Raw genomic sequence first — 13,190 nt, forward strand, 5'->3', positions numbered from 1 at the left:
TCTTTAATAAACTAAAAGGTAGTGCCGCTATTTATAGTCTGATAGTGAGCGTAAATTGTTCATAATTTGATATAAATGATGTTCATTTTGTAGTCTCAGTATTACAGGTAGCTATTTATCGACTAGAATTATTGATTGAATCGTCAATTAGGATTTGTTTTATGAAAATGTTGCAAAAACTGCCGACGAAAGTACTCATATACAGTGCTCTCATTGTTGTCATTATCGGGTTTGTGTCTGTTGCTATGTTGGCCAGTCAGTCAAATCAGAATGTAATGCTGAGCCAAAGTCAGGTTTCCAAGACTTATACAATAAAGGGCAAGCTAGACAGTTTGCTGGAACAAATCCTCAATATCGAAACTGGGTTTCGCGGTTATATGCTGACGAAGTCTCAAGGTTCTCTCATGCCATACAATCTAGGTGTTGAAAATATTGAGAAAGATATGAAGTATTTAGCGGATATCTTCATAAACAATCCTACTGATGATCAAACCAAGCGCTTGAATGAGATCAGACGATTGTATGAAGAATGGAGAAGCGTTGAGATTGATAAGGGAATTCAGCTAAGAGGTTCGGCCAGTGATGCTGAGATACTTGATTTTATTCAGCAAGGTCGTCGCAAGTATGTAGATGATATGCGAGTTATTTTCCAGCAGATTGATGGTGCGGAAGAAGCGTTTTTGCAAACTCGTTACAAGGCCCTTAAATCTTCTCTGTCCTCTTCGGTGTTCAATGTTATTTTATTGTCGGTAATCTCCTGCCTTGTATCAGGTTTGTTCCTGATGTTTATCAACCACTCGTTAACAAAAAATATCGACGAAATGTCACACGCGATAAAGCAGCTTGCCCAAGGGGTGTTGAAACCTCTGCAGCTTGTCCCATCAAAAAATGAGTTTTTCAAAATCAAGCAGACTTATAATCAGTCAATTGATCAGCTTTCTCAGCTGATTAGAGAGCTAACAGAATCGTCGAATAATACCAATTCCGCGTCTAGTCACCTAACTCAGCTGATGCAAAATACAGCGGATAATACTCAGGATGTGCTTAATCGAGTCGAGAGTATCTCCACGGCGATAAATGAGCTATCGAGCACCTCAAAAGAGGTGTCATCTAACGCGGTACAAGCTGAAGATGAAACCAAGAAAGCGATTAGCAATGTGAAGAATGGTAACACAGCGTTAGATAAATCAATTGTGTTGACCCAAAACATCAACAAATCCGTCCAAGAAACAGCCAGTATGATTGAGGAGCTGAAAAATAGCGCGGTCAATATCGGTGAAGTGACCAATGTTATAAGTTCTATTTCAGAGCAAACCAATTTGCTGGCATTAAACGCCGCGATCGAAGCTGCGCGTGCTGGTGAGCAGGGACGCGGTTTCGCTGTGGTGGCCGATGAAGTTAGGCAGCTAGCGGGTAAGACACAAGAGTCTACGCAGAATATTCAAGAGATTATTACCAAGCTCCAAGAGCAATCGGAGAAAGCCAATAACAATATGATCGCGAACGTAGCCTCGATACAGGAGTCTGTGGACTTATCTGATGACGTGAAGTCGTCGTTTGATGACATAGCAAATTCTGTCGAAGCCATTTCAGGTATCAATACCCTTGTTGCTACCGCTTCTCAGGAACAATACAGTGTGACTGAAGAGATATCTCAGAGCACAGTAACCATGTTTGATTTGGTTAATGAGAACGTTGGTGCTGTTGAACAAGCGAAGAGTTCTTCGTCAGACTTAGCGCTATTAGCAGACAAACAAAATAATGAGTTATCCTTCTTTAAGATTGAGTAAAGCTGGCGTTCAAGCTCTAAAAAAAGACGCTGCCTAAGCCTTTAGTCGGCGTCTTTTGATTTTTATCAAAGTGGTTAATTTTATCTATGGTAGCTTGTCCCCAAAGGTATGAATTTCTGGTTCAACAAAAGAAGCCTTAAGGGATATCATAATGAAAAAAGCACTATGTGGTCTTGCTGTTCTCACAGCTCTCGTATCTGGTAATGTCATGGCTCATCAAGAAGGAGACTTTATCGTTCGCGCGGGGATTGCTACAGTTTCACCTAATGATAGCAGTGGTGATGTACTCAACTCGTCGGGTAGCCATTTTTCCGTGGACTCCAACACTCAGCTTGGTTTAACTTTTGGGTATATGTTTACCGACAATATCAGTTTTGAAGTACTTGCAGCGACACCATTTTCTCATAAAATTTCGACTAATTACGGTAATCTTGGTGAAATCGCCGAAACCAAACATTTACCACCCACTTTTATGCTTGAATACTATTTTGGTAATGCAGACAGTGAGATCCGTCCTTATATAGGTGCTGGTATAAACTACACTGTGTTTTTTGATGAAGAGTTAAACGGCAGGGGTAAAGACGCGAGCTTAAGTGATTTGTCTCTTGATGATTCATGGGGACTAGCAGCCAATGTCGGTGTCGACTACATGATAAACGAAGAGTGGTTTCTTAACGCTTCGGTTTGGTACGCTGATATTGATACAACAGCGAAGTATAAAGCAGGTGCAACCGAATACTCTACTGACGTAGAGATAGATCCATGGGTATTTATGATTGGCGGCGGCTACAAATTTTAACTATGGCTAACGCTCATACAAGATAAGAGTTTTTACTAAAAGAAAAAGCCAGTAACTTCTGAAGTTCTGGCTTCTGCTTTGAATTACTGTTTAGGCTCAAACCATTGGTTTGGGACTTTTACAGCAACAATGGTACTTAGGCAGCACAGCGTGTCATCGGCAAGTAAATCGCAGGAGAGTACAATTTTGCTCTCTTTCGCTTCCGAAATTGAAGCAACTAATTGAACGTGGCTGTCAATCGGAACGGGTTTTGCGAATTTGACCTCTAGGTTCCCAGTTGCAAACCATACTAACTCACCTTGTCCTATCTCTCTATCACGCATCAAGTAACCTTTGGCAATCGCTGTACACACGCAGTGGCAATCGATTATGGTTGAAATGATGCCACCATTGAGAAAATGTAAAGGTCCAGCACTATGGTGTGGTAATGGAGTAAAATCACATACAGATTGATTTTCACCATTCCAGTAGCTTTGAATTTTCAATCCTTGGTGATTCTGAGGTCCACAACCAAAACAATGGTTATTTGGGATTTGTTCTTGAAACGATCGTCTAAGCTCCATGCCTGCTCCTCAGATTTCAGTATTATAAAATTCAATCATTTAAGTCGACCTTAGTTAAGCACGTTCCATACATTCTTCAAGTTAATAATACAATTATGTGATGCTTTACGATTATTTCGAACTGCATAGAGTTAGAAACAAAGGATATTTATCCATATGTTATACAGTATTATGGAATAGTCTCTTTATGGATTTCTATCAGTAATTGTAAAAACATATATATCAATAGAATTTATCTCAAACTTTAAGAGATAAATGCCGATAATAGTGAGATCTTAATATCATTTAATTGATGATATGAATGATTTTATGCGCTTTGCATCTTATCGTTTTGTTCGCTTTTTAAGCGTTTAATTAAATAGGATGTAATTAAAATGAAAAATGGATATAAACTTTCTACGCTTGCCATCGCTATCATGGCGTCGGCGTCGGTCTCTGCGGGTATCACTGTTGAACCCAGTCCTTTTGTCACAGATGTGAAGGGAAATATTGTTGAAGATCATTCTCAGAAATCGATAAAGCCTGCTGCTTTCTCACCGATGAGTATGATGATTCCGCCTTCAGAGCAACGAGGCGACTGGTTCAATATGTCAGCGAATTACTCAAACCTTCAGGGTGTGGGTGCTGACTACGTGTATGAATCCATGCTTCCACCACTTCAACCGCAACCGGTGATTGTTGCGGTACTTGATTCTGGTGTTGATATTGAGCATGAGGATTTAAAAAACAAGCTGTGGACAAACAAAGATGAGATACCAGGTAATGGTATCGATGATGATGGTAATGGTTACATTGATGATATCCATGGCTGGAACTTTTTGGGTAACTCTCTAGGTGTAAACGTTGACCAAGATACTTTGGAAGTTACAAGAGAATACAAGAAGTATCTTGAAATGGTCGCAGAACAAGAGTGGATTCCACCTAAGGCGCTCGAATATTACAAGGGTGTAGAAGCGGACTATCAAAGCTCTGTATCTAATAACCAAAATTTACTTGAGAAAGTGATTAAAGCCACTGATGAGGCTAATGGTTTTAAAGCCGCTATTCTCGAGTTAGTTGAACATAAAGATTTCACTGTCGATGGTTTGCAAATACTACTTACGAATTCAAACCCAGAAGTGGTAGAAGCGGCAAAAGGCTTGTTGGCTGTTTTTGAATCATGGTATTCATTTGACTATTTAGACTCGCGTAAAACACGCTACCAGACAGCGCTTGATTATCACTACAATTTAGAGTTCGATACACGAAAAGATATTGTTTTGGATGATATCGATAATGTGTGGGAAAAAGGCTACGGCAACAATGATGTTAAAGGGCCAGTAGGCTCGCATGGTACGCATGTCGCTGGAATTATTGCTGCTGAACGTCGAAATGGAACCGGTATTGATGGTATAGCCCAACATGCTCAGATAATGGCAGTTCGTATGGTGCCAAATGGTGATGAAAGGGATAAAGACATAGCTAATGCTGTTCGTTATGCGGTCGATAACGGTGCAAAGATCATCAATATGAGCTTTGGTAAGAGCTACTCTCCGCGTAAGTTTGTTGTTGATCACGCGTTCCGCTATGCTGCACGCAAAGGGGTTCTAATTGTTCATGCTGCCGGTAACAGCCGCAATGACAACGATGCCAAACCAAGATTTCCAAATCGGTTTGCAAAACACCAGTGGTCTAAACCTATCTCAACCTGGATGGATATCGGAGCTTCAGCAAAATATGCCGATGACGCTCTTGTAGCGAGCTTCAGTAACTATGGTCAGGAAACGGTAGATGTATTTGCTCCTGGTCATCGAGTGCTTTCATCAACGCCTGACAATACTTATTCCACATATAGTGGTACTAGTATGGCAACGCCTGTGGTCTCAGGAGTTGCTGCTATGGTATGGTCCCATTACCCTGATTTATCTGCAGTTGAGCTGAAAGAGCTATTGATGAGCAAGGCTCGTACTTATCCGGAACTTTTAGTTAAAAACCCAACAACCCCTGAAGATTTAGTGCCATTTAGCACTTTGTCTATCTCTGGGGGGGTTGTTGACGCAGAAGCGATTTTTGATGAGCTTCAAAGTCGCTAATTTTACATATCCCATTTTAAAGGGCTACTTTGAGTAGCCCTTTTTTGTCTCTATCTCTCCAAATCAATCACTTTACACCGTATAGGCAAAACTGACATTGCGGCTCCTGAAGACAGCTGACGAATAAAGTCCATTGCTTTGGTAATATCTTCTGTTTCAACTTTAAGCGCATTATCAATGCGCCCATCATTAGTCATGTCTGTATCGACGACACTCGGACACAAGCAACATACCTTTATATTATAGGGCAAAAGTTCCTGATATAGAGATTGGCTATAGCTTACTATTGCAGACTTAGTGGCTGAGTAAGCCGCAATTTTCGATACAGGTGATAAACCTGCTGTTGAGCCAAGATTGTATATTTCTCCATATTTTTGATTGCACATTTTTTGTGCCACTGCATTACAAACAATCATGGTCGAAGTGAGATTAACATTAACTAGATTGATGAGTTGAGACGTAGAAATATCAATGTGACCCGCTTCTAATACACCAGCACTACTGACAAGTATGTCGATGGAATTCAGGTTGGCTAAAATGGCTTGAATTGATGCGTCTACTTTTTCTGGTTGAGAAAAATCTATGCTAAATGTTCGTATAGAGAGAACGGGAAACTTTATACTGAGCTCAGAACTGAGTTTCTTCAGGTTGTCAGTGTTATGGGCGAGCAGCACTAAATTATGGCCTTGCTCAGCAAGGTAGTGAGATATGGCGTTCCCAATACCACGGCTAGCACCTGTGATGACTGCTGTTTTGGTCATAGTCTGTACTCTTTGGATCATATGTCTTTAATATCTATGGATAGACTACTAAATATTTCTACATAAAGTAATAGTTAGTTTATTCTTTTCCTTATTTGCACGTTTTCACTAAGTCTAACTTGTGAAAATTATATGATATATCTCAATGTATAATCTGACTTACGATATTTATATGACAATGATCACCTATAATACACATAGAATAGATAAATTATAATATTTATTTCATATAAAGAATATAATATTTGTTAATTAATTTTAATATTAATCTTTATTTAATATTAAAATTACTCACATGCTTGTGTTTAATTATTATTACTCTTTAATACCTTGTAATTAAGTCTTAATTATAATGTTTTAATTGACTTATGATGGATTAAAATATGCAATTGTTATGGTATCCAATAAGTTGACTTACTACGGGCAAAGGAGTTAGCCTGTACAAAACTTGTTGATTTTTTTGGATAAATATTCATTATGTGAATAAGGAAGAAGTTTTTTCTTAATTTCATTCGTCATACGAATTTCAATTGAGCGAAGAATTGTGTGAGAATGATCATGGAGAAATGATTACAGTAAATAATATGCATCAAAATTCTTTAAGCACTTCAATTCTTATGCTGATGGTTATGGTCATATGGCATGAGTTAGTAAATGAAGAATCTTTATTAAAGCCGAGAATTTCTATTGTGATACTTAGTTGCTTGAAGTTGATGCATACTGTTTGTATTAAAAATTCAGATTCATTTATTATGTAAGCTTGCTGGTGAGTTGAATCAAACTCCATGATTTAGCTATGGCTATTGTGATAAGAATGACTTTCCTAGGTTAGATGAATAAAGGCAATATTGCTCCCTGATAGAGAAAGAAGAACAATTATCATTAAAAGAATATTAACATGGGAATGCTAATGAAAAATTCATTTCTGCTCCAGCTCGAAAGGAGACGCTCTGTATACTACTTGGGCAACTGCGTCACTCTCCCTAAGCATTATATCTCCGATCTGGTTGATAGAGCGATTAAGTTGTCGCCGTCGGCATTTAATTCTCAAAGTACACGTGTTGTCGTTCTATTCGGTAATCACCACTGCAAACTTTGGGCTCTGGTTAAACATGAGTTAAGTAAGGTCCAGACGTCTGACGCATTAGATATAAGCCTGTCAAAAATTGATGCATGTTTTGCGTCTGGCTTTGGTACGGTTCTCTTTTTTGAAGATATTGAAGTGATTAACCAGCTACAGCAAAGCTACCCTGACGACTCTGATAGCATGGAAAGTTGGTCTGAACAGGCTAATGGTATGGCGCAGCTATCCGTTTGGGCAGCTTTAGCCGCCGAGAATATAGGAGCTTCTATCCAACATTACAACCCAATTATTGATCAGGGTGTAGCACAAGAGTGGAACATTCCTAGTACTTGGAAAATGATAGCTCAACTGCCTTTTGGCACCATAGAAAAGTGCCCTGAAGCGAAATCCATTATCAGTGACGAAGAGCGTTGCATTATTTATGAGTAGTTTGGAACGACGCCGACAGTGCGTTTTAAGCACCTGCTTATGCCCGGTGTCTAGCCTAATTTTGGAGGATAACGGAGACAAGCATACCCACGCTATAAAAACTTGGAGTGCGCCCAAACTACAGATCATATGGCGATAGGTGAATTGAAAGTAAGTCTGTTTTTTTATACTGTACAATGAGTTAAGTAATAATGCCGTTTACAAGCCCAAATATGAATTACCTAAGACGAGTTGACCTCAATCACTTAGTAACCTTACAGGCACTGCTGTCTGAAAAGCATATTTCTCGTGCTGCAATTCGGCTCAGCAAAAGTCAGCCTGCGGTTAGTCACTCTTTGGCCTATTTAAGAAAAACCTTTGATGACCCTCTTTTAATCCGTCGAGCGGGGAAACTGGAATTAACGTCGAAAGCCGAAGAGCTTCTCCAGCCTTTAGAAGAAGCTCTGGCTCAATTGACCACTTTGTTTGAACCACCAGAGTTTTCGCCAATGCTAGCCAATCGAACTTTCCGTATTGCGATGTCAGACTATGGTGTTAGGGTGCTTTTACCCAACTTATTGTCTCAAATACGGGCAATTGCTCCCAACATCAAATTTATAATAAAGCAGGGCAGTAGAGAGGCGATGATAGCCAGTGTTGTGGACGGTGAGTGCGATATCGCCTTTGGGGTCTTTCCAGATATAGATAAGGAACTTCAAAAAGAAACACTGTTTGAAGATGAGTTTGTTTGTGTTGCTGATAAGTCAACACTTCCTGATTGTGGCTATTTAAGCTTATCAGCTTGGTTGTCTCGTTTTCACCTTCTTATCGCTCTTAAAGAGGGTGTTGATAATGAAATTGATAATTCCCTAAATAAAATAGGGCATAAACGCAATATAAGTGTGATCCTTCCTCATTCTAGTATCGCCGGCGAGTTAGTGAGAGGTACGGACTTGATACTAACGGCAGCTAAGAGGACATTAGGAACACTGGAAAAGCAATCTGAATTGACTCTGTTTAGGCCGCCATTTCACATTGATTCGTTTAATTTTGATGCGATTTGGCACAAAAGAAAGGCAACGGACCCGAGTCATATTTGGCTTAGAAAAATGATTTATCATTCGCTGACGGTAAAGGTTACGCCTAATTCAGTGTGTGTGTGAAGGTATTATTTTCGGCCAATATTCCTATGAACTTTTTAGGTAAATGTTTTTTCTGTTTATTACTATAATTTTCCGATTAAAATCACTAAATTGGACTATTTTTTGCACTTTTGATACATCGATATGTCTATAATGTCATCATTTAGTAACAATAAAACAAGATTAAGACTTCGATGGGGAGGGAATCTTGCTAAATCCACAAACAATGACCTTACCAGCTCTAGCACTGGCTGCATTGCTTGATAGTGACTTTAGGCTCAGTTTTGCGTCTTTTATCGAACAGATTCAGTTAGTGAACAAACCGTTGTCGCTAGCAACAATTCGTTTCATATTAGAGAATGTCGATTTGCAAGATGATGAAGTAAAATCATTAGCAAGTTTTGATGAAGATAATTATTGTCGCAAGCGTTTATTTAAGAATCAGCACTGTGAAGTGTTGATCTTGAGCTGGCTCAATGGTCAAAGAAGTAAGATTCATGATCATCTCAATACAGCTTGTGGTGTTCGTGTGCTCAAGGGGGAGGCTACAGAAACCCTATTTGAAACGGCTGAGAATGGTTACATTTATGCGGCTCAATCAACACATCACCGAGAGGGAAGTGTGACAGTGAGTATGGATAATGACATTCATCAAATTTCCAACTTACAGGCAGATGATAAACCTTTGGTCACACTACATGTTTATTCACCTCCGCTAAGTCAGTTTCATTTATATCAACTTGAAAAAGGCCAACCTGAGCTACTTGAATTGCAGCAAGACACGTGGTTTTACGAGATCTAACTTGCAAGTTCGCTTATCTCTAATACAGAGAGGCGTTATAGCCTCTCTAAAGTTTTTAATCTGCTCTTGCTAAGAGTTTTCCCAATCCTTGGCTTCTTAGAGTTTGTTCCATAATATCGATAACTTTTCGGCTTGTCTTAGCTGTAATTAGTGGCGAGCTAGTTTCATTGTTGATAATTAATTCTGAGATATGAGTTGCTTCATGTTCAAAACCTCCTCCCGTGATGGCAGGGGATATCACTGTGTGCTCCTCTTTGTAGAACACATCAATTTTGGTTGGATTCCACCACTTTTCGTGGATGATAATCTTTATGTCTGGGCCTAGTATAATGGCACGGCGCTCTAAATTTCGAGTAATTGAAGCTTTAATATTACCCTTTATGCCTTGTGTAAAGTTGAACTCGATAGTTTCATCGACTTCAGATTCTGTGTTGTCCTGCCAATAGTTGACTTTGGGAGGGAAAACATCTGAACCAGTCAGGTGACATATGTCAACATATAACCACAATGGGTATACTCCTACATCTAGAGTGGCTCCGCCGCACAAGTCGGGATTGAATATTTGTTGCTTGGTATCAAACTCGTGCCAGTTGCCGAAAGCTGCCTCAATCGACGCGATTTCAACGTGGTTTTGCTTGATAAACTGACGCAGACTCTGATACGCAGGGAAAGTAACTGACTTCATAGCTTCTATTAAGAGCACTTCCTTTTCAGAGGCTAGGCTCTGCATTTCATCCCAATCTTTTACTGTTGTAAAAGCGGGCTTTTCCACCAAGACGTGTTTGCCAGCACTTAAAAATAACTTGGCCATGTCATAATGAAATGGATGGATGGTTGCTATGTAAACGGCGTCAACATTCGGATCGTTTGCCAGATCTTGATAAGAGGCGTAGGCTTTTTTTGCGTCGTAGTGTTCAGCAAACATTTGCGATCGTTTTTCTGATCGAGAAGCAACCGCGTATAAGTACCCATTTGCAACATGCTTGGTTAGATCCTCGGCAAATCTGTGGGCTATTTTACCCAGTCCAGCAATCGCCCAGCTAACTCTATGTCCTGACATATTTATTCCTTAAATCGCCTATTTCGGTTATGGACAATACTAGGGTTCTAATGGGTTTTGAGTCAATAGTGAAAGTTTCAAACCGATAACAAGACTGAGTTAGGTGCGAATAACACATAATGGTGCACTTTATGGGGATAGTTAGTTGATAAAAAGTCGATTCTCTTAGCATTAAAACATGACATTTCGACCTTAGCTGATAATAGTAAATTTTAATGGCGTGTATTTTGTGGTCTTAAATGAATAAAGAGGAAATATTAATACTGTTTTTTTAACTCAGTACAAAAGCGAATATCGAATCTGTTGCATAAAAACCAACTGACAACTAACACTAAAAGAACAGCAAAGGCGTTTCGATGTTGTGAATTTTGCTCGTAACTAAATAGCAATCTACATCATATTCAGGACATAAAAGGTGCGCTTTATTATGAAGATAGCGGCAAGTATCATCATATTGGTATTATCAGTAGTATTTTCTACTATTGGGTATGCAGCGATAGGAAATTACCCTGTAATACTCATTCATGGTTTTCAGTCAGATCAATTACAGTCAAAACCCGATAGAGCTCAGGTCGAGAGAGATGGAGAAGATTCTTGGAAAGAATATTGGCTTCAATATGCCGATGCTCGTATAGATTGGCCTTCTCATGAGCGCATTGAAGGAAAAATTTCCAGTCAATATGTATGGCCCAAGTTACAAGAGCTGTCGCGTAATGGAATTTGCCAGTCTGGATGTATCTTAGTCACCCACTCTGCAGGCGACCTTATTGCGCGCTACATACTCGACAATCAAGAGAACTGGCTGTTAAATGCGGGGCTTGAGCCTATTAATATTGTTGCAACCTATGATTTTGCTGGTGCGGGAGGAGGCTCCGAGCTTGCCGATATTATTATGAATGTTGTCGAAGGAGGTGGCCTAGCCAATCGTGCTATGCGTTACGCTATTTCGTTATGGCTTGGTGAGATGCCCAATCGAACTAATACTGGCGTGCTCAATGATTTGAGGGTGTCTAATGCACGAAGTATAGCGAGCTTGTCAGACAATCGGATTCCTAGGATTCGCTTTATAGGTAATGGTACAGAATACTACAAAGCAACGTCAGTATTTTTGCCGGGTAATGATGATGGAGTTGTTGCTGCACATTCTGCATGTGGAGCTCTCAGGGTCGGTAGTTTTAACAGTTGTTCGTCCAGTTTAGCGATGAATGGCAAAGTCGAACGACAGTCCAATGGAGTCTCAGAGTTTATGCCAGCTCATTATCCTGTGCTGATGGGAGATGGTTATAGCCATAGCGATGTGGTTGAAGCTGAGTACAAGGGTAAATTGACGTCGAGTATCAATGATATCTCTCTTGCTAATGGACAAACTGTGGGAGTCGAAACCTATCAAGAAAGCAAATGGTGGCGAAGTAAGTATCTCTACGTTGAGGGTTCAGATAGCAGAACTATGTCTGAAATCGTTTCCAACCTTCACTGATTTTTAGGGTGGAAAACGTGTACCTATTTGTTGGACATATGACATGACTGCTTTGGTAAGAAAAATTGGTGTGCTCTCTGCTGTTGTTACTTTGGGCGGTGTATTGCTGTGGCTTGACATTGACTTGGTTGATGAAGCCGATATCGCTCAATCTAGTAGAGTGACGGCTAAGACTGATGTTAGTCAGCTACCATCAGATATTGGCTCAGCTACCTTATCCAGCTATAGCAGTTAAAAATGTGCAACCCAACTGGCACAATGTCGCATTGCGTCATGAAGGTGAACTCAGTTTTCCGTCCTATTCCCAACCGATTAAAAATAGTGCCTATCAAAACTGGAATCAGTTTATACCCGTTGAGGTTCCTGTTTTGAATGGACAAACGACGGCAGCGCTAGTGGCTGAGAAGTTTCGCTACTTTTATCCTGAAGCGATTCAGGTGGAGTTAGTGAGCAATGAAGTGGTTCAAACAGCCACACTAGATGTAGTTGATACAAATACTCAGATGTCCTTGGCCTCTTTTGATATTGATGATGGAAAGTGGCACATTACACCCTCTAAAACTTGGCCCCAAGAGTTGAGGTTGGTGGCCAGAATCGATTTTAGTAGAGGCTATGATGTTATTAGTGCTGATGTGCGTTTGTATCATTCTGTGGCGAGTATCGATTCGGTATCTCCGAGTTTCGCAAAAGGTCCAGATTTAGTGATCCCCGTGGCTTTGTACATCAAGAAAGCAGGCATATTTCGTCTTAGGGCTACCTTGTATAAAACGGATGGTACTGCTTTGGCGTCCTTAGTTGAAAAAGAGCACTTGTTGGAAGGGTTACGGGCAATAGAGCTTAAAGCATATAAACGGGTGTTGCCAAGTGGAAGATCCAGTTTTGAATTGGGCGATATCATCATAGAACGTATGTCGGGCTTCCCAGGAGAGAAGGCTATGTATGGTAATGCTAGCCCTGAACGTTTCCTACTAGGGAGCTTTGACACGGACTCCCTTACCGATGAAGCTTATCAAATGACAGACCATGAGCGCCAGCAGCTCAGGTTCTTAAATCAATTGGCTGGCAACTAACTCTATTCTGTTGTGCTAACTGTACAAACCTTTGCTTCAAATTGATTGGCTGGCGGTACTGAGCAGTGTTAATCTTTTGCTACAAGCCGAGCAAAAGACAAATCTGAGCTTTTAACCAAACTCCCAATTTATTAGGCGGTATTATGCGTGGCGCTCATCAGC

12 protein-coding genes are annotated in these 13,190 nt (G+C 40.1%); 9 read left to right on the forward strand and 3 right to left on the reverse strand.

Annotated elements, in window-relative coordinates; all coding sequences use genetic code 11:
- Nucleotides 1-161: 161 nt before the first annotated feature.
- Both FIV01_RS19210 and ompW read left to right on the forward strand, forming a co-directional pair.
- Entirely contained in the window at nucleotides 162-1,790 is a 1,629-nt protein-coding gene (locus tag FIV01_RS19210; RefSeq protein ID WP_152432557.1) for a methyl-accepting chemotaxis protein, read from the forward strand.
- A gap of 151 nt (nucleotides 1,791-1,941) precedes the next feature.
- Nucleotides 1,942-2,589 (forward strand): outer membrane protein OmpW, encoded by a 648-nt coding sequence (gene ompW, locus FIV01_RS19215; protein WP_152432558.1) that lies wholly within the window; start codon nucleotides 1,942-1,944, stop codon nucleotides 2,587-2,589.
- A gap of 83 nt (nucleotides 2,590-2,672) precedes the next feature.
- Here ompW and FIV01_RS19220 read toward each other — a convergent pair whose 3' ends face one another.
- Nucleotides 2,673-3,152 carry a PaaI family thioesterase gene (locus tag FIV01_RS19220; RefSeq protein WP_152432559.1) on the reverse strand — a complete coding sequence of 160 codons (480 nt, stop codon included), beginning with the start codon at nucleotides 3,150-3,152 and terminating at the stop codon, nucleotides 2,673-2,675.
- A 374-nt stretch (nucleotides 3,153-3,526) separates the two neighbouring features.
- Between FIV01_RS19220 and FIV01_RS19225 the strand changes: the two genes are divergently transcribed.
- A complete protein-coding gene (locus FIV01_RS19225; protein WP_152432560.1) occupies nucleotides 3,527-5,224 on the forward strand; it encodes a S8 family peptidase in 1,698 nt (565 codons plus the stop codon).
- A gap of 50 nt (nucleotides 5,225-5,274) precedes the next feature.
- Here the strand turns inward: FIV01_RS19225 and FIV01_RS19230 are convergent, their stop codons facing one another.
- Nucleotides 5,275-5,985: an SDR family NAD(P)-dependent oxidoreductase gene (locus tag FIV01_RS19230; RefSeq protein WP_152432561.1), complete on the reverse strand. Its 711-nt coding sequence runs from the start codon at nucleotides 5,983-5,985 to the stop codon at nucleotides 5,275-5,277.
- Between the two features lie 910 nt (nucleotides 5,986-6,895).
- Between FIV01_RS19230 and FIV01_RS19235 the strand changes: the two genes are divergently transcribed.
- The 3 genes from FIV01_RS19235 (at nucleotide 6,896) to FIV01_RS19245 (ending at nucleotide 9,421) form a co-directional block, all read left to right on the forward strand.
- The gene (locus FIV01_RS19235) at nucleotides 6,896-7,498 is read left to right on the forward strand and encodes a nitroreductase family protein (RefSeq protein ID WP_152432562.1); all 603 of its coding nucleotides are present in this window, start codon (nucleotides 6,896-6,898) and stop codon (nucleotides 7,496-7,498) included.
- A gap of 191 nt (nucleotides 7,499-7,689) precedes the next feature.
- Nucleotides 7,690-8,640: a LysR family transcriptional regulator gene (locus tag FIV01_RS19240; RefSeq protein WP_343040076.1), complete on the forward strand. Its 951-nt coding sequence runs from the start codon at nucleotides 7,690-7,692 to the stop codon at nucleotides 8,638-8,640.
- A 205-nt stretch (nucleotides 8,641-8,845) separates the two neighbouring features.
- Complete coding sequence (locus tag FIV01_RS19245) at nucleotides 8,846-9,421, forward strand: cysteine dioxygenase (protein ID WP_152432788.1); 576 nt, start codon at nucleotides 8,846-8,848, stop codon at nucleotides 9,419-9,421.
- Nucleotides 9,422-9,476: 55 nt separating this feature from the next.
- Here the strand turns inward: FIV01_RS19245 and FIV01_RS19250 are convergent, their stop codons facing one another.
- On the reverse strand, nucleotides 9,477-10,481 hold the full coding sequence (locus FIV01_RS19250) for a Gfo/Idh/MocA family protein (RefSeq protein ID WP_152432563.1): 1,005 nt from the start codon (nucleotides 10,479-10,481) through the stop codon (nucleotides 9,477-9,479).
- A gap of 427 nt (nucleotides 10,482-10,908) precedes the next feature.
- On the opposite strand from FIV01_RS19250, the gene FIV01_RS19255 reads away from it, so the two are divergent.
- Genes FIV01_RS19255 through FIV01_RS19265 form a run of 3 tightly spaced genes read left to right on the forward strand, consistent with a single transcriptional unit; the run spans nucleotide 10,909 to nucleotide 13,028 of the window.
- Nucleotides 10,909-11,958, forward strand: coding sequence for a hypothetical protein (locus FIV01_RS19255; protein WP_152432564.1), 1,050 nt, complete (start codon nucleotides 10,909-10,911; stop codon nucleotides 11,956-11,958).
- Nucleotides 11,959-12,001: 43 nt separating this feature from the next.
- Nucleotides 12,002-12,193, forward strand: a complete 192-nt coding sequence (locus tag FIV01_RS19260; RefSeq protein WP_152432565.1) for a hypothetical protein — start codon at nucleotides 12,002-12,004, stop codon at nucleotides 12,191-12,193.
- Nucleotides 12,135-13,028: a hypothetical protein gene (locus tag FIV01_RS19265; RefSeq protein WP_152432566.1), complete on the forward strand. Its 894-nt coding sequence runs from the start codon at nucleotides 12,135-12,137 to the stop codon at nucleotides 13,026-13,028. The genes FIV01_RS19260 and FIV01_RS19265 overlap by 59 nt, the downstream gene beginning before the upstream one ends.
- Nucleotides 13,029-13,190 lie beyond the last annotated feature (162 nt).

This window comes from Vibrio aquimaris (assembly GCF_009363415.1).
Classification (GTDB): Bacteria; Pseudomonadota; Gammaproteobacteria; order Enterobacterales; family Vibrionaceae; genus Vibrio; species Vibrio aquimaris.

Bases quoted from the DNA above. Each gene is read 5' to 3' on its own strand.
- FIV01_RS19255 (WP_152432564.1), top strand. From the start codon at position 10,909: ATGAAGATAGCGGCAAGTATCATCATATTGGTATTATCAGTAGTATTT.
- FIV01_RS19235 (WP_152432562.1), top strand. From the start codon at position 6,896: ATGAAAAATTCATTTCTGCTCCAGCTCGAAAGGAGACGCTCTGTATAC.
- FIV01_RS19260 (WP_152432565.1), top strand. From the start codon at position 12,002: ATGACTGCTTTGGTAAGAAAAATTGGTGTGCTCTCTGCTGTTGTTACT.
- ompW (WP_152432558.1), top strand. From the start codon at position 1,942: ATGAAAAAAGCACTATGTGGTCTTGCTGTTCTCACAGCTCTCGTATCT.
- FIV01_RS19230 (WP_152432561.1), bottom strand. From the start codon at position 5,985: ATGACCAAAACAGCAGTCATCACAGGTGCTAGCCGTGGTATTGGGAAC.
- FIV01_RS19225 (WP_152432560.1), top strand. From the start codon at position 3,527: ATGAAAAATGGATATAAACTTTCTACGCTTGCCATCGCTATCATGGCG.
- FIV01_RS19240 (WP_343040076.1), top strand. From the start codon at position 7,690: ATGCCGTTTACAAGCCCAAATATGAATTACCTAAGACGAGTTGACCTC.
- FIV01_RS19210 (WP_152432557.1), top strand. From the start codon at position 162: ATGAAAATGTTGCAAAAACTGCCGACGAAAGTACTCATATACAGTGCT.
- FIV01_RS19220 (WP_152432559.1), bottom strand. From the start codon at position 3,152: ATGGAGCTTAGACGATCGTTTCAAGAACAAATCCCAAATAACCATTGT.
- FIV01_RS19265 (WP_152432566.1), top strand. From the start codon at position 12,135: ATGTTAGTCAGCTACCATCAGATATTGGCTCAGCTACCTTATCCAGCT.
- FIV01_RS19250 (WP_152432563.1), bottom strand. From the start codon at position 10,481: ATGTCAGGACATAGAGTTAGCTGGGCGATTGCTGGACTGGGTAAAATA.
- FIV01_RS19245 (WP_152432788.1), top strand. From the start codon at position 8,846: ATGACCTTACCAGCTCTAGCACTGGCTGCATTGCTTGATAGTGACTTT.